Here is a 15,562-nt window from a genome sequence, read left to right as displayed (position 1 = left end):
CAGATCGCGTTCAGGGCGCAGCGTCTACGTCTTCAACGCTCATGGCCCGGCCATCGCTGCGCGGGTCGTGCGCACCGTAGGCGGTGCCGTCCGCATCGATTCGTATCGCGCCGGGATGGCCCGCAAGCGGACTTTGTGCCGGGATCGCGCTCACATCATGACCGCGTGCGGCCAGCGCCGCGAATACGTCGGGGCCGGCATCCTCTTCGAGTTTGAGCGCATCGCGTGTGTCCGAGAAGGTCTTGCCGAGTAGAAAGCGCGGACGGGCGAGGGCGCTGAGCGGGTCCATGCCGTAGTCGATCACGCGCGTGAGCACGGCCGCGAGCGTTTGCGGTTGACCATCTGCTCCTTGCGTGCCGAACAGCAGGTGCGGACGTCCATCCTTCAGATACATGCCGGGGTTAAGCGTGTGAAATGGCCGCTTGCCAGGCTGCAATGCATTGTGATGCGTGGGATCGGTGCTGAACGATGCGCCGCGGTTGTGCCACAGAATCCCGGTGTCGCCTGCGACGACGCCACTGCCCCAGTCGAAGTAGACCGTCTGCAGGACGCTGACGCTGCGGCCGTCGCGATCCGTGGCGCCGATGAACACCGTGTCGCCGGGGCGAAACACATGCGGCCAGGGACGCGCGGTCTGCATGCTGATGGAGCGGGCATGAGCGTCGAGCGTGGCATCCGTGAGCATCGTGTCGACCGGTACAGTCCGGAAATCCGGATCGCAGACGAAGCGGTCCCGGTCGATGAACGCGCACTTCACCGCTTCCACAAGCAGATGGTAATAGTCGGCGCTGCCTTCTGCGATGGATCCGAGATCGAAGCGTTCGAGGATGCCCATGATCTGCAAGGTCGTGACACCTTGCGTGGGCGGACGCATGCTCACCAGCTCGCCGCCACGATAGGCGACGCGCACGGGAGGCTCGTCGCGTGCGCGGGTTTTCGCGAGGTCGGCTTGTGTCAGTGGCGAGCCGGCTTCCTGCAAGCCGCGCGCGATTCGCCCGGCCAGTTCGCCCTCATAAAACTCGCGCGCACCGAAGCGCGCGATGCGCTCGAGGCTACGTGCCAGCGCGGGTTGAACGAAGCGATCGCCGATGGCAGGAATCCGGCCGTCTGGTGCAAACGTCTTCGAGAAGCCCGGCAGTGCCTGCAGTTCACCCGCACGCAGACTTTGCCAGAAGTGCTGCGAGGGCGTGATGGGAAAGCCGTTGGAAGCGTAATCGATCGCCTTTGCGAACAGCGTCGACCAGGGCGTTTGGCCTTGCCATGCAGACTGGCTGATCGCATACACCTGATCCCATGTGTCGACGGTTGCCGCTGTGGTTAGCGCGGCTGCTGCGCCGCGTACAGGGATGGCGCCGGAGAACGCAGGCAGTGCGGCCGCCGCCTGGCCGATGCCCGACACGGTGCGCAACAGGCCGTTGCGATCGCCGATCACCCAGAATGCGTCACCACCGAGGCCGGTGAAATGCGGGTAGGTCACGCTTACCGCTGCGCCGATGGCGATCGCCGCCTCGATTGCATTGCCGCCTGCGCGCAGCACATCGAGCCCCGCGGCGCTGGCCAGCGCATGTGGACTGGTAACCATGCCTCCATTGGAACAGGCGAGTTTTGGGTTGTGCATCGGAACTCCGGTACGGCAGAGGTGCCGCTCTGTGTCCCGAGTATAGAGGGCACGTCAGCGCTGGAAAAGTGCAGATGGCGTGATACGGCGCATCTGTGCTTTGCGTGTCTCCGCGTTTATTCCGGCGTCGGCTGAGCTTCAAGCCCCAGCCAGCTCACGCTCGATACGCCTTTTTCCATGCTTAGCCGGCTGGCGATGTGCTCGAGCTTGGGTTGATCCTTCGGATGCAGCTTAAGGGTCGCGGTGACTTCGATACGTCGCGGATCGTTCTCGTAGTCGCGGCTCGTGAGACTTTGAAACGATAACGGTGTCGACGACATCGAATTGGACAGTGCTGCGCGGATATGGATTTCGTCCTCCTCGCGGCACACTACAGTCAGCGTGTAATCGCGCACGAGGTCAGCCGCCGACACTGGCGCGGTGTTGATGGCACGGCTCACTTCGCGCAGCACGGTGTTGGTGATAAGCACGATGGTGGTCCCGGCGAGGGCGGGACCGTAGTGTCCCGCGCCGCATAGCACGCCGACGGCCGCCGCGCACCAAAGCGTCGCTGCCGTATTGATGCCCTGAATCGAACCCTTGTCGCGCATGATGACCCCGCCACCGAGAAAGCCGACGCCGGACACCACATACGAGGCAATTTGCGTGACCCCGGTGCCGTTTCCGGTCAACACGCCAAGTGTGACGAACAGACACGCACCGCTCGCGACGAGCGTAATGGTGCGCAGCCCGGCTGTGCGTTGCCGCATCTGGCGCTCGAGGCCGATGGCAATGCCGCACGCAAATGCGGCAAGCAGGCGGATAACAAAATCGAGTGTCATGGTTCCCTGTTCATCTTGTGTGTGGGTGCGCGCAGCACCTGCCCGAGCGGCTATGACCGGGGGCGTTCCCGGTACTCTCGCCACACTCCTGCTATCGTACGGTGTCACGCATGTCCCCATGCGTGGAAATCAGGCCGCATGGTGATGCGCGGCCAGGCTCGTTCAACTCAACCTTTGCTTCTTTTCATAACGCATGTCCGGCGCATCTCTGCCCAAACCGAAGACCTCCCGCAATCTGCGTTGGCTTGCCCTCTGGGGCCCCGGCCTGCTCGTCATGCTGGCCGATTGCGATGCGGGCAATGTCGTCACCGCTGCGCAAGCGGGCGCTCAATGGGGACTGCAGTTACTGGTTGTGCTGCTTGTCCTGATCCCGTTGCTTTACATGGTCCAGGAACTCACGGTGAGGCTCGGCATCTTCGCGGGCCGCGGCCATGGCGAACTGATCCGCTCGAACTTCGGTCCCGTGTGGGCATGGATCTCTGCCGCTGGCCTCGTGATTGCGGTACTCGGCTCGCTGGTCACGGAGTTCACAGGCGTAGCGGGCATCGGTGAAATGTATGGTGTGTCGCGCTCCCTGACTTTACCCCTTGCCGTGTTTGCCTTGATTGCCGTGGTGCTGACCGGCTCGCACAAGCGCGTCGACAAGGCGGCCATCCTGATCGGCGCCTTCGAGCTGACGTTCTTCGTGGTGGCCTGGAAAGCCCACCCCGATATCCGTAACGCTTTCCGGCAAATAAAAAGCTTCCCGTTCGGCAATCGCCAGTTTGGTTATATGGCAGCTGCGCTGATCGGAGCGACCTTCAATCCGTGGATGGTGTTCTATCAACAGGCTGCGGTCGCCGATAAAAAACTCACGGCACAAGACTACGGCGCGGCTCGCGCAGAAACAGCGTTGGGCGCCGTCCTTACCCAGTTGCTGACAGCAGCGGTGCTGGTCGCCGCTGCCGCCACGCTGTCGGGTGACGGCAAACCGCATGCGCTCGAGAGCGTCGGCGAGATCAGCGACGCGCTCGCCACGGTCGTCGGCCCGCACGCCGGACGCTTCCTGTTTAGCGCGGGTGTGCTCGGTGCGTCGATGGTGGCGGCCATCGTCTGTTCGCTGTCGCTCGCCTGGGGGCTCGGTGAAGTGGCGGGCTACAAGCGCTCGCTCGAAGACCGTCCCACCGGTGCGCCATGGTTTTACGGCGTGTACATCGTGTCCGTCGCCGGCAGTGCGTATCTTGTCTGGCTTGCGCCGAACCTCGTGTCGTTGAACGTCGCCGCTCAGGTGGTCAATGCCCTGATGTTGCCTCTGGTGGTCGGCCTGCTTATTGCCCTTAGCGTGACCTCGCTTTCCGGACAACACCGTCCGCGTGGTCTTTACCTTTGGCTGGTGTCAGGCGTGGCGGCACTGGTCAGCGTCGCCGCTATTGTTGGCGCAGTCTCGGGTTGGATGTCCTGAGCGGCGTGCCGCCTCCGCGCGAGGCGAAAGCGGCATGCGTTTCCCAAGCAAAGAACGCCTTGACGCGTTGCCACCGTGCCGCGAGGCGATGCTCGCGACACGGTGCCATACGGACGCACGAAACCACTGCGTTCATATGACGCTTAAGGTGCACGGGGAGTATTGCTACGGCGCGCACGTCTGCCTGCTGGCAAGACGGCGGCTAATAGAAGAGAGCGCGGACGTCCTGCCGGTCAGGCAGCGAAACTATTCGAAGATCGACAACGACTGGAGTCCAAGGCATTAGCCCCTTTTGTAAAGACGCCCGGATTTTAGGCGCGCGCACAAACGGAAGTCAACATGATTCGCCAGGCAGAGCAAAGATAGGTTGAAGTCCCGTACATATGTCTTTCAGATGTACCGAAACAGCGTACATAAGCCTTTCATCTTCCCGCTGCCGCTACAACGCCGCGCCCCATTACACAATCTTTGCAGCTACCCCGTCCGGTTTTGCGGGTTCTTGACGCGGCATGTGCTGAAATACAAGCATCATGATGGACTCGTTAGAGCATTCGGAGTTCTAAGTGTAGGGAGCGTTATTGCCGGTGAACAGGGCGGTGACGTCGTACGGGCCGCACTTCGGCGCGGCTGCCGACAGTCGAGGCTAGAAAATGACAAATGACGAGATCAAGGTGTTGATCGTGGAGATCCGGCGCTATGCGGCGCATCGTCTCAGCGACGTCGCCCGAGGCGTAGAAACGCCGGCGCTGGCGGCACTGATGGTCGAGAAATTCGGCGAGGGAATCGCGAAAGCCACCCAGCTGCTCGGGGTGGAAGGCTGCAGCGAACTCGGCCGGGAAATCGACCGGCTGGTGCGCGAAGTGGATCCGCATTATCCGACGCATCTTCAGTACCGCTTCGAAGCACGCCCGGCAGGTCTCGCCATCAACGGCGCGGCGCACTGAGGCGAAGCAGCAAGGCGTGCCGCCCGCTGGCGATGCGCCCGACAGTATGGGGAATCGTATGGCGTTCAAACAATCCAGGGGAAACATGACCGTAGAGGCCTGCGTGTTTCCCGCTCCGGGACAGATGTTCAAAGGCGCGCTTCGCGTGACCACTACGCGTAACGAAAAGACGCTGCAACAGATCACTGGACGTGGCTGTGGCCGGCCGATGCGCAGCTCCGATGCTGCGCTCGAGCTGGCGGAACTCGAAGCCCGGCGCATTCTCGGCCTCTGAGACAGGCGGCATGATATTCCGACCTTTTTTCCGGTCGCGTTCGCACGCGCTGAGCGCGACGGGAAAAGCGGTTGGGCCATGCCGAGAAATTTTTACGCGAGCTTAACGCCAATTCGTGTAGCCTGAGATCAGGCAATTGAAACGAGGCGCGACATGGCGCACCCAATGACAAGCCTGCGGGCTCTTCTCGGAACTGGCAAGAGCCGGGTACAACCCCGCTCCCACGCCCCCGCGGGCCGCAACGTGATGATGCACGTCACGCTCGACGCACAACACGCCACACCTTTACGCCAGGCGCTGACCCGCGACTGCGGCGACCAGCCTTGGACCATCCGGGTTGCGCCACTGCCCGGAACGGGCCGCGTGCGGCTCTCTCTCTATCTGCCCAAGACCGCAGTCGATGGAGCGATCCAGCGCGTGGCCGTTCTGGCGCCCACGGCGGAATTGGGTCAACTGTTCGAAGTCCCCGATACGGTTACCGATAGCTGGCGTGGCTTGATGCACGCCGAGACGCCGCCACGTATCAACGTGTCCAGCGAGTCTGAAGTGGAGGTGTCGCAGGAGGATGAGAATGCCGTTGCAGGTAGCGCAATCGCACAACTGATGTCGCGGGATCACGTGCTGCTCGGTCTGGACGTCGCGGACCGGCAAGCTCTGTTCGACGAACTCGGCCGCTTTTTCCAGCAACGCTATGGGTTGCCGGCGGACGCTGTGACCGCCGGCCTTGCCGCGCGAGAAGCGATGGGCTCGACGGGACTGGGTCAGGGCGTGGCGGTTCCGCATGGCCAGATCAAGGGTCTGCGCGAGGCGATGGTGCTGTATGTCAGGCCGGCCACGCCGATCGCCTTCGATGCGCCGGACGGAAAACCGGTTGGCGATATCGTGGTGCTGCTCGTGCCGAAATGGGCCAATACCGCGCATTTGCGTCTGCTGGCGGAAGTGGCGGAGCGATTTTGCGACCAGCAGTTCCGTGAACAGCTTCACGCCTGCGAAGATGAACATGCCGTCTGCCAGCTGTTTGTCGAGTACGAGGCGGCTTGATAGAGCCTGGTTGACGGGAAGCGATAAGGGCCGCGCTTTTAGAAAGCGCGGCCCTTGTCTATTGAGCCGGTTAGTAACACTAATCAGCCTGGCGAGCCCGTTTAGTGCGTCGACTCATCGAGTCAACTCACTGAGTCGGCTTAGTGAGCCGCTCCAGCAAACTCCGCGCGCAAATCCTGCAAAGCTTCGCGAGCAGTACCCAGGCTCGCCACCAGTTGCGCGGAGGCTCGTGTGATAGGCATCCGCGTCTCGTCCGTCATGGGGTGATCGAATGCCAGCATGGCCTTGATCGCAGACGGGTTAGGCGCGGAGAACAGCAGCTTGATGACCGGCAGCAGGCTCGTGAAGAGCGTTTGCGCTTCTGCTACGTGGTCCGATTCGACGAGCGCCTGCACTTCGATCAGCAGATCGGCGCAGACATGCGCACTGGCGAGAATCCCACCCGCGCCGCCGGAACGCAGGCAGTCGAGGAACGCGTCGTCCGTGCCGCAGAGCAGACTGACGGGCGCGCTACGCAGTTTGTCGAAGTGATCTTTTACGCACTCCTTGATCGCCACGACGTTGTCCAGTTCGGTCAGGCGCGCGACCGTCTCAGGCGCGATGGCGACGCCGCTTCGATGCGGTACGTCGTACAGCACGATCGAGCGGTCGGTTGCGAGCGCAATCTGTTCGAAGTGCCATTGCACGCCGGCCTGATCGGGACAGATATACGAAGGGGGTGAGACCAGATAGCCGCTGCAGTCCCAATGTTCATAGCGGCGTAGCTCGCGGATCACTTCGCGTGTGTCCGACCCGCCGACGCCGACCAGTACCGGCAGGCGGCTGCCAACTGCGTCGGTGATAGCCTGCAGCACCGTGACACGTTCGGTCTCGGACAGCAGCGCGGCTTCGCCGGTTGTGCCCAGCGCCACCATGCCGCTGATCTCGGTGCGCGAGTAGTACTCCGCCAGATGCTGTAGCGCGTCGATGTCGACCTCGCCGTTGCGCATCGGCGTAACGAGCGGCAACCAGATGCCTGAATACATGATTAGCGCGCCTCCTTGCTGGCGTTGCGGCGCCTGAGCGGTCCGATCATCGCGTAGGGCAGCGAGGTAATCAATGCGTGCATCGTGAAGTCGAGGTCGTCTGGAGCAATATCGAGGTCGAGGTGAACATGGTCGTGCACGACCTCGGTGCTGACCACATACACGCCTAGCGGCGAGTGCAATAGCGACTTGAGTTGTGCACGGGCGTCGCGCTCGGAGTCGCCGAGCAGCGTCACCGGCAACAGTACGCGTGGCGAGGGAAAGGGGATGACGTTGTGGTGTGAGGCGGGTTGCGCGCGGTGAGTTCCGGCGTCGTAGACCTGGAGTGTTTGCGGAAGTGCCATGAGATCGGATTCGCTGCTGTGGTTGTTCAACACAGTGACTAGAGTAGACCCCGCGGTGTAAACATCGCGCAAAAATCCGATCGCTTGGTGGAAAAATGCGGTGGTGGCGGGCGCGTTGCGATCGTGCTTTCAGTGCTGAGTTTCTGCGAAGCGTTGAGTTCCGCGAGCGCAATTCCGCCATGGCAGCCATTAGCCACATCATTGCAGAACACCCCCATCCAGACAAACCCTGATTGCTGCATGGAATTGGCCGCTGCTATCGTTCGCAGGTCTTGTGGAAGCGCTTCCACCCAGCTTCCACCCAACCGGTTTCAGCGGTTCTGCGTAACGAATTGCATGGGACCAGAGTAGCGCGCTCGAGCGCCGGCTCTGGTCGACAAAGGAGAATCTGTGGCAAACGACGTATCCGCGCTGTCCCAGGACCTGAACGGCGATCCGTTCTCGCCATCGGCCGATTCGGTGCTCTGGCGCAAGCAGTTCCTGCTCGGCGCGGCTACCGCGTCGTATCAGATCGAGGGAGCCGTTCATGAAGACGGGCGTCTGCCGTCGATCTGGGACACCTTCTCAGCCACTCCAGGCAAAGTGCTGGCCGGCGATACAGGCGAGGTGGCCTGCGATCACTATCATCGCTGGGAAGCCGATTTCGACCTTCTGAGCTCGCTCAATTTCGAGGCCTATCGTCTCTCGATTGCATGGCCGCGCGTCATGGACGAACACGGCAAACCGAACCAGAAGGGCCTCGACTTCTACAAGCGCCTGCTCGGCCGTCTCAAGGAGAAGGGCCTCAAGACCTTTGTCACGCTGTACCACTGGGACTTGCCGCAGCATCTGGAAGATCGCGGTGGCTGGCTCAACCGCGACACCGCGTACCGCTTCGCCGACTACGCAGACCTGATGAGCCGCGAACTCGCGGGCCAGGTCGATGCATGGATGACCCTCAACGAGCCGTGGTGCTCGGCATATCTCGGCTACGGTAACGGTCATCATGCGCCGGGTCTGTCTAATGCGCGCTTTGCCACCCAGGCCATGCATCATCTGCTGCTTGCACACGGCTTGGCGATTCCGGTGTTGCGCGCCAATGATCCGGCGTCGCTGAAAGGGATCGTCGCCAACGTGGGCAGAGGCACCGCAAATTCGGAAAGTGCTGTTGATCGCCGCGCCGCGCATCTGTTCGAAGTTCAGCACAATGCGTGGATTCTCGACCCGCTATTGAAGGGCGCGTATCCGGACGATCTGTTCGAACTCTGGCCGGGTACCGAGCCGCTGGTGCTCGACGGCGATCTGAAGACTATTTCCGCACCGCTCGACTTCCTGGGTATCAACTACTACTTCCGCACCAACGTGAAGAGCGACGGAGCGCATGGCTTTACCGAGGTCCCGCTGGAAGGTGTCGAGCGCACGCAGATGGGCTGGGAGGTGCACCCTGATGGGCTGCGCGATCTCCTGATCGGTTTTAACAAGAACTACGCGAACCTGCCACCGATCTATATCACTGAGAACGGTATGGCTTCAGATGATCAGGTGATCGAGGGCCGCGTCGACGATCCGCAACGGATCTCGTTCCTCAAGCGCCACCTTGCAGCGGTGGACAGCGCGGTCAAGGCTGGCGTCGATATTCGGGGTTATTTCGTCTGGTCGCTGATGGACAACTTCGAATGGGCCTTCGGTTATGAACGGCGCTTTGGCGTGGTGCACGTCGACTACGATACGCAAAAGCGCACCGTCAAACACAGTGCCGAGCTGATCGCAAAGTTCCTGGCAGAACGTAAGGCACGCAACTGAGTCACGCAACTGAGTCACTCAACTGAGTCACTCAACTGAGGCACGTAACTGAACAAGCTGAGCTGGTTTGTATGTCGACCGGAAACAAAAAGGCGCAAAGCCTCAAGGAGACGGAATGAACTGCAGAAGGAAACTCTTGAGCGGCATTGCCTTGGCCCTCGCTCTCAACGGCGTGGTTGCCCATGCCGATCCGTTGAAGGCCAACGTGATCCACTGGTGGACCTCGGGCGGCGAATCTGCCGCGATCAAGCAGTTCGCGGATGCGTACAATAAGGCCGGTGGCCTGTGGGTCGATAACGCGGTGGCCGGCGCCGATCAGGCACGCTCCACGGCCATCAACCGGATCGTAGGCGGGGATCCACCCACAGCAGCGCAGTTCAATACGTCCAAGCAGTTTCATGACCTGATCGATCAGGGCATGCTCAACAATGTCGACACGGTAGCCGCCAAGGAAAACTGGAACGCCATTTTCCCGCAGTCGATTCTCGAGTCTATCAAGGTCAACGGGCACTTCTATGCCGCGCCCGTCGACATTCATATGCAGGACTGGTTCTTCTATTCGAAGCCTGCGTTCAAGAAGGCGGGCATTGCAGCGGAGCCGCAGACCTTCGATGAACTGTTCACCGATCTCGACAAGCTGAAAGCCGCGGGCTACATTCCGCTCGCGCTGGGCGGCCAGGCATGGCAGGAAAAAATCACCTTCGATGCGGTGTTTGCCGATGTCGGCGGCACGGACCTCTATATGAAGGTGTATCGCGACCGCGACCAGAATGCGGTGAATTCGGCCGCTTTCAAGAATGTGCTGACCACCTTCAAGCGCCTGCACAACTACGTGGATCCGGGTTCGCCCGGCCGCAACTGGAATGATGCGACGGCGCTGGTGATTTCGGGCAAGGCGGGCATGCAGATCATGGGCGACTGGGCAAAGGGCGAGTTCTCGGCGGCCAACCAGGTGGCGGGCAAGGACTTCGGCTGCTTCCCGGGTTTTGGTCCGCATTCGCCGTATATGGTGGCGGGCGACGTCTTCGTATTCCCGAAGACAGACAACGCCAACGCGATCAAGGCGCAGAACCTGCTCGCGACTGTCATGACTTCTCCTGAGGCGCAGGTGGCCTTTAGCGCGAAGAAAGGCTCGATCCCGATCCGTCCGGACGTGGATACCTCGAGCCTCGATATCTGCGCGAAAGAGGGCATTGCGATCATGAAGGACAAGTCGCGCCAGTTGCCGAATCCGGAAATGCTGATTTCGCCGGACGTGCAGGGTGCGCTGACCGACGTCATCACCAACTTCTGGAACAAGAACGAGTCGGCTGAAGATGCGCAAAAGGCGTTTGCCAGCGCGCTGAAGAGCTGAGCACCGCGATGCGCGCACTCGGCCTGGCCTCGGCATCTCGACGACCGGCGAGGCGGTCGAAGCCGCTTGGGCGGCGCTGGCCGCTCGCCGCCTGGATTGCGCTGTTGCCGATGGTGGTGACGGTCGTTTTTGCCTACCTTGGCACGATGCTATGGACGGCTAAGGTATCGTTTACCTTGTCGCGCACGTTTCCGTCCGATCGCTTCGCCGGGGTGTCGCAATACGTGCGGCTGTTTCAGAACGATCGCTGGATGGTGTCGCTACAGCACATCGTGATCTATGGCGTGTTGTTTATCATCGCGTGCATGGTGATCGGTTTGCTGCTGGCGATCTTTATCGATCAGAGAGTGGTGGCAGAGGGCGCATTGCGTACGGTATTTCTGTATCCGTATGCGATGTCGTTTGTCGCCACCGGTCTCGTCTGGCAGTGGATTCTCAATCCCCAACTGGGCATACAGGAGGTATTGCATCGCATCGGCTTTGCGCACGCACGCTTCGACTGGATCGTCGATCAGGACTGGGTGATCTATACGCTCGTGATCGCCACGGTCTGGCAGGCTTCCGGGCTCGTGATGGCGTTGTTGCTGGCTGGCCTGCGCGGCATCGACGACGAGATCTGGAAGGCGGCACGCATCGACGGCATTCCACGCTGGCGGGTCTATGCGAGTATCGTGGTGCCGATGCTCAAGACCTCGATGTCCACCGCATTCGTGCTGCTGTTCGTGATGGTGGTGAAGCTATACGACGCAGTGGTGGCGATGACCCTGGGTGGCCCTGGCACGGCGAGCGAAGTGCCGGCCAAGTTCATCATGGATTACCTGTTTGGCCGCGCCAATATCGGACTTGCCTCTGCGGCGTCGGTCGTATTGTTGACCACCGTGCTGGCAATTCTCGCGCCGTTCTTCTATGTGCGCAGTCGCGCCGCTTTCCGAAAGGACGTTTGATGAATACGCTCCCTTCCGGTGTAACTTCAGTTGGCAAGCCCGCAATCGCAACTACGCCCAAACCTCGGCCGAAACGCCGCCCGCGCTTCACGCCCGCGCGTTTCGGCATTTACGCATTCCTGATTACCGCGGCCTTGTTCTTCCTGTTGCCGCTATATGTGATGCTCGTCACCTCGGTCAAGCCGATGAGCGAGATCCGCGTAGGCAACATTCTGGCGCTGCCGCTGCATTTCACGCTCGCGCCGTGGCGTGATGCGTGGGCATCGGCCTGCACGGGCCTCGACTGTAACGGGATTCAGGTCGGTTTCTGGAACTCCGTGCGCATTGTGGTGCCCAGCACCATTCTCTCTATCGCGATCGGCGCGGTGAATGGCTATGCGCTGTCGTTCTGGCGGCCACGCGGCGCAGGGATCCTGTTCGCCGTTCTGCTGATGGGTGCCTTTATCCCCGTGCAGGTGATGGTCTATCCGCTTGTGCGCGTGCTGGCGAGCGTGCACCTGTTCAGTTCGCTGCCAGGCATCGTGGTGATCCATACAATCTTCGGTATGCCGATCATGACGCTGCTGTTTCGCAACTACTACGCATCGATCCCGCTTGAACTGTTCAAGGCGGCCCGTGTCGACGGCGGCGGTTTCTGGCGCATCTTCCTGCAGTTGATGTTGCCGATGTCCACGCCGATCATCGTGGTTGCGGTGATCATGCAGGTCACCGGCATCTGGAACGACTTCATTCTCGGGCTGGTGTTCGCGGGAACCAGGAACCTGCCGATGACAGTGCAGCTAAACAACATCATCAATACCACTACGGGCGAGCGTCTCTACAACGTCAACATGGCGGCGACCATCCTCACTTCGATGGTGCCGCTCGCGATCTACTTCATTTCAGGCCGCTGGTTTGTGCGCGGCATCGCTTCGGGCGCAGTCAAAGGGTAGGCCAAGGGATAGGGGCATGACCAACGTATCGAATGTATCGGTCCGCAATCTGCGCATCGAGCTGGGCGCGAACACGGTCATCGAGTCGCTCGATCTCGATGTGAATGCCGGCGAATTCGTCGTGCTGCTCGGGCCGTCGGGCTGCGGCAAGTCCACCTTGCTGCATAGCATTGCAGGCCTGATCGATGTCACCGACGGCAGCATCGAAATAGGCGGCGAGGATATGACCTGGGCCGATCCGAAAGATCGCCGCATCTCGCTGGTGTTCCAGTCGTATGCGCTGTATCCGACCATGAGCGTCGAACGCAATCTGTCATTTGCACTGCGTATCAACGGCACGCCGAAGGCGGAGATCGAACGGCGCGTGATGCGTGCGTCGGAGATGCTGCAACTCGGGCCGCTGCTCAAACGCAAGCCGGCACAACTGTCCGGCGGCCAGCGTCAACGCGTGGCGATTGGCCGCGCAATCGTACGCGAAGCGGATGTGTTCCTGTTCGACGAGCCGCTCTCGAATCTCGACGCCAAGCTGCGCACCGAGTTGCGCCGCGAATTGAAACAGCTGCATCAACGGCTCGGCGCGACGATGATCTACGTCACGCACGACCAGGTGGAGGCGATGACGCTCGCTACCCGCATGGCTGTGATGCGGGGTGGCGTGATCCAGCAGATCGGCACGCCAGCCGAAGTCTATGCGCGGCCGGATAATCTGTTCGTGGCGGGCTTTCTCGGCGCGCCCGCGATGAATATGCTGCAAGGACGGCTGGAGCGGCGCGAGGAGGGCATGCGCTTTCGCACAGACCATCTTGATCTCGACGTGTCGCGCTATCCGTTCAAGGCGCTCCCCGATACGACGCGGCCCTGCATGCTGGGCGTGCGCCCCGAGGATGTGCGAGTCGGCGGCGACTTTACAGAGCGCGGCACCGTTTCGCTGATCGAACCGATGGGCAACCACCGGGTTATTTGGCTCGATTATCATGGCGCCCAGATCGCGTCGATCGATCAGGACAAAGCGCCCATCGAGGTAGGGGAGGCGCGCGCCTTTTCGCTCGACAGCGCACATATTTCGCTGTTCGACGAGGCTGGTGGCGCCCGTCTGTGAACGGCACGGTTTGATGGAGCGCGTGTGGCAACCCTGAAAGACGTGGCGGAGTTAGCCGGAGTCGGCATGTCGACGGCATCGCGGGTGATTTCCGGCAAAGGACCGGTCTCGGCCGACGCCGAGCGCCGCGTCAGGGCCGCCATCGAGGCGCTGAATTTCCGGCCATCCTCGATCGGCCGCGCCATGGCGACGCAGTCGCTCGGCATGATCGGCCTGTTCGTGCCGACTTTCTTTGGTTCGTACTACGGCACGATCCTCAAGCAGACCGATACCGAGTTGCGCGCGGTGCACCGGCACGTCGTTGTCGCGACCGGTTGCGGCGAGTCGTCGCCGCGCGAGCAGGCGCTCGAAGCAGTGGAGTTTCTGATTGGCCGCGACTGCGATGGCGTGATCGTGATCAGCCATGACCTGCATGACGACGACCTCAACCGTCTGCATCGCATGCACCCAAAGATGGTGTTTCTCAATCGCTCTTTCGGTCAGCTGCCGGAGGCGTCGTTCTGCGCGGATCATAGGCGCGGCGGCGAACTGGCCGCACGCACCTTGCTCGAGCATGGGCATCGCGAGCTTGCGGTGATCTCGGGGCCCTTTAGTGCTTCGGACAATCAGGCGCGTGTCGACGGTTTCTTTGCGGAACTGGCGCGCCACGGCATCGAACGGGCGGACGTGACCTTGATCGAATCGGACTTCTCGCCGGAGGGCGGCTATGCAGCCGCGCAAACGCTGCTCGACTCGAAGCGGTCCTTTACCGCGGTGTTCGTCGCCAACGACACCATGGCGATCAGCGTATTGGCGCGCTTTCAGCAGGCAGGTGTTTCGGTGCCGAACGACGTCTCCGTGATCGGCTACGACGACGACTACTCGGCAGCGTATGCAGCGCCCGCGCTGACCTCAGTGCATATTCCGACTGCGGACCTGACGCAGAACGCGGTACGCTGGCTGGTGAATCAATGCTATGGAACCTCGTGGGAAATCTTCCGCGAGTTTCCCGTGACGGTGACGATGCGCGCCTCGGTGGGCGCGCCACGGCAGCGCGTGGTGGCCCGGTAGGTGCGCTTAGCTGCCCTCGCGCAGCGATTGCTCGTGCCGCACGCGAGCTTCTTCCTCGAGACGCGTGTCTTCGAGTTCCTGCAGCACCGCATCGAGGTCGACCGGCGTGGTGTCGAGTTCGACACGCCCGGTCAATTGCACCTCAGGGTGCAGGCCGCCGCCTTCGAATAGCGCCCAGATCTCCTTGCCGTACTTCGCAGTTAGCAGATGCGGCGCGAAGCGGCCAAAGTACGTCGCGAGGTTGTCCACGTCGCGCTCGAGCATGGCGGGCGCTTCGAGATTGCCGGCGGCGTCGACGGCCTGCGGCAGGTCGATGATCACCGGGCCGTCCGCGGCGAGCAGGATGTTGTACTCGGACAGGTCGCCGTGAATCAGACCGGCGCATAACATGCGCACCACTTCGTTGAGCAGCCGCGTGTGCAGTTCGACCGCACGCGTTTCGCTCATTTCCACATCGTTCAGACGCGGCGCGACGTTGCCGTCTTCGTCGGTCACCAGTTCCATCAACAGGACGCCGTCTGTGCAGATATACGGCTGCGGCACGCGCACGCCGGCGTTGGCTAAACGGAACAGCGCGTCGACCTCGGCGTTCTGCCAGTGCTGTTCCTGCACTTCGCGGCCGTAACGGCTGCCTTTTTCAATGGCGCGCGCTTCACGGCTGTTCTTGACCTTGCGGCCCTCGCGATACGAGGCGGCCTGGCGGAAACTGCGCTGTTTTGCGTCCTTGTAGACCTTCGCGCAACGGGTCGAATCGCCACTGCGTACGACGTAGACGGTGGCTTCCTTGCCGCTCATCAACTGGCTGATGACTTCGTCGATCAGGCCTTCTTCAACGAGCGGGAGCAGGCGTTTGGGTGTTTTCATGCGGCCACCGCCTGCACTGTGCACGGGAC

The 15,562-nt window shown here is 61.5% G+C and carries 15 protein-coding genes; 10 read left to right on the top strand and 5 right to left on the bottom strand.

Annotated features, from left to right (window positions below):
* Positions 1–10: 10 nt before the first annotated feature.
* Both ggt and P3T17_RS28110 read right to left on the bottom strand, forming a co-directional pair.
* Positions 11–1,618 carry a gamma-glutamyltransferase gene (ggt, locus tag P3T17_RS28115; protein ID WP_429409709.1) on the bottom strand — a complete coding sequence of 536 codons (1,608 nt, stop codon included), beginning with the start codon at positions 1,616–1,618 and terminating at the stop codon, positions 11–13.
* Positions 1,619–1,734: 116 nt separating this feature from the next.
* A complete protein-coding gene (locus P3T17_RS28110; RefSeq protein WP_429288610.1) occupies positions 1,735–2,439 on the bottom strand; it encodes an MgtC/SapB family protein in 705 nt (234 codons plus the stop codon).
* A 193-nt stretch (positions 2,440–2,632) separates the two neighbouring features.
* On the opposite strand from P3T17_RS28110, the gene P3T17_RS28105 reads away from it, so the two are divergent.
* The 4 genes from P3T17_RS28105 to P3T17_RS28090 all read left to right on the top strand — a co-directional run bounded on the left by P3T17_RS28105 (position 2,633) and on the right by P3T17_RS28090 (position 6,139).
* Positions 2,633–3,880: an NRAMP family divalent metal transporter gene (locus P3T17_RS28105; RefSeq protein ID WP_429409708.1), complete on the top strand. Its 1,248-nt coding sequence runs from the start codon at positions 2,633–2,635 to the stop codon at positions 3,878–3,880.
* 650 nt (positions 3,881–4,530) lie between these two features.
* Positions 4,531–4,824, top strand: coding sequence for a hypothetical protein (locus tag P3T17_RS28100; protein WP_429409707.1), 294 nt, complete (start codon positions 4,531–4,533; stop codon positions 4,822–4,824).
* An 85-nt stretch (positions 4,825–4,909) separates the two neighbouring features.
* Complete coding sequence (locus P3T17_RS28095; RefSeq protein ID WP_074268124.1) at positions 4,910–5,098, top strand: hypothetical protein; 189 nt, start codon at positions 4,910–4,912, stop codon at positions 5,096–5,098.
* A gap of 153 nt (positions 5,099–5,251) precedes the next feature.
* Entirely contained in the window at positions 5,252–6,139 is an 888-nt protein-coding gene (locus tag P3T17_RS28090; RefSeq protein ID WP_083611689.1) for a PTS sugar transporter subunit IIA, read from the top strand.
* A gap of 140 nt (positions 6,140–6,279) precedes the next feature.
* Here P3T17_RS28090 and P3T17_RS28085 read toward each other — a convergent pair whose 3' ends face one another.
* Together P3T17_RS28085 and P3T17_RS28080 are read right to left on the bottom strand one after the other, a co-directional pair.
* Positions 6,280–7,164 (bottom strand): 4-hydroxy-tetrahydrodipicolinate synthase family protein, encoded by an 885-nt coding sequence (locus P3T17_RS28085; RefSeq protein ID WP_429409706.1) that lies wholly within the window; start codon positions 7,162–7,164, stop codon positions 6,280–6,282.
* 2 nt (positions 7,165–7,166) lie between these two features.
* Positions 7,167–7,508: a hypothetical protein gene (locus P3T17_RS28080; protein ID WP_074268126.1), complete on the bottom strand. Its 342-nt coding sequence runs from the start codon at positions 7,506–7,508 to the stop codon at positions 7,167–7,169.
* 390 nt (positions 7,509–7,898) lie between these two features.
* Here P3T17_RS28080 and P3T17_RS28075 point away from each other — a divergent pair, with 390 nt between their 5' ends.
* The 6 genes from P3T17_RS28075 (at position 7,899) to P3T17_RS28050 (ending at position 14,669) form a co-directional block, all read left to right on the top strand.
* Positions 7,899–9,290: a GH1 family beta-glucosidase gene (locus tag P3T17_RS28075; RefSeq protein WP_429409705.1), complete on the top strand. Its 1,392-nt coding sequence runs from the start codon at positions 7,899–7,901 to the stop codon at positions 9,288–9,290.
* A gap of 115 nt (positions 9,291–9,405) precedes the next feature.
* Positions 9,406–10,644, top strand: coding sequence for an ABC transporter substrate-binding protein (locus P3T17_RS28070; RefSeq protein WP_074268128.1), 1,239 nt, complete (start codon positions 9,406–9,408; stop codon positions 10,642–10,644).
* A gap of 8 nt (positions 10,645–10,652) precedes the next feature.
* Complete coding sequence (locus tag P3T17_RS28065; RefSeq protein ID WP_074268129.1) at positions 10,653–11,588, top strand: carbohydrate ABC transporter permease; 936 nt, start codon at positions 10,653–10,655, stop codon at positions 11,586–11,588.
* The gene (locus tag P3T17_RS28060; protein ID WP_429409704.1) at positions 11,588–12,520 is read left to right on the top strand and encodes a carbohydrate ABC transporter permease; all 933 of its coding nucleotides are present in this window, start codon (positions 11,588–11,590) and stop codon (positions 12,518–12,520) included. The genes P3T17_RS28065 and P3T17_RS28060 overlap by 1 nt, the downstream gene beginning before the upstream one ends.
* A gap of 16 nt (positions 12,521–12,536) precedes the next feature.
* On the top strand, positions 12,537–13,619 hold the full coding sequence (locus P3T17_RS28055) for an ABC transporter ATP-binding protein (protein WP_429409703.1): 1,083 nt from the start codon (positions 12,537–12,539) through the stop codon (positions 13,617–13,619).
* Positions 13,620–13,643: 24 nt separating this feature from the next.
* The gene (locus tag P3T17_RS28050; protein WP_429409702.1) at positions 13,644–14,669 is read left to right on the top strand and encodes a LacI family DNA-binding transcriptional regulator; all 1,026 of its coding nucleotides are present in this window, start codon (positions 13,644–13,646) and stop codon (positions 14,667–14,669) included.
* Between the two features lie 6 nt (positions 14,670–14,675).
* Here the strand turns inward: P3T17_RS28050 and P3T17_RS28045 are convergent, their stop codons facing one another.
* Complete coding sequence (locus P3T17_RS28045; RefSeq protein ID WP_429409701.1) at positions 14,676–15,533, bottom strand: PA4780 family RIO1-like protein kinase; 858 nt, start codon at positions 15,531–15,533, stop codon at positions 14,676–14,678.
* Positions 15,534–15,562: the final 29 nt, after the last annotated feature.

Source organism: Paraburkholderia sp. GAS82, from assembly GCF_050436285.1.
Taxonomy (GTDB): domain Bacteria; phylum Pseudomonadota; class Gammaproteobacteria; order Burkholderiales; family Burkholderiaceae; genus Paraburkholderia; species Paraburkholderia phenazinium_B.
Note: the sequence above shows the minus strand (reverse complement) of the source record. Positions and strands in the feature narration are given on the sequence as shown.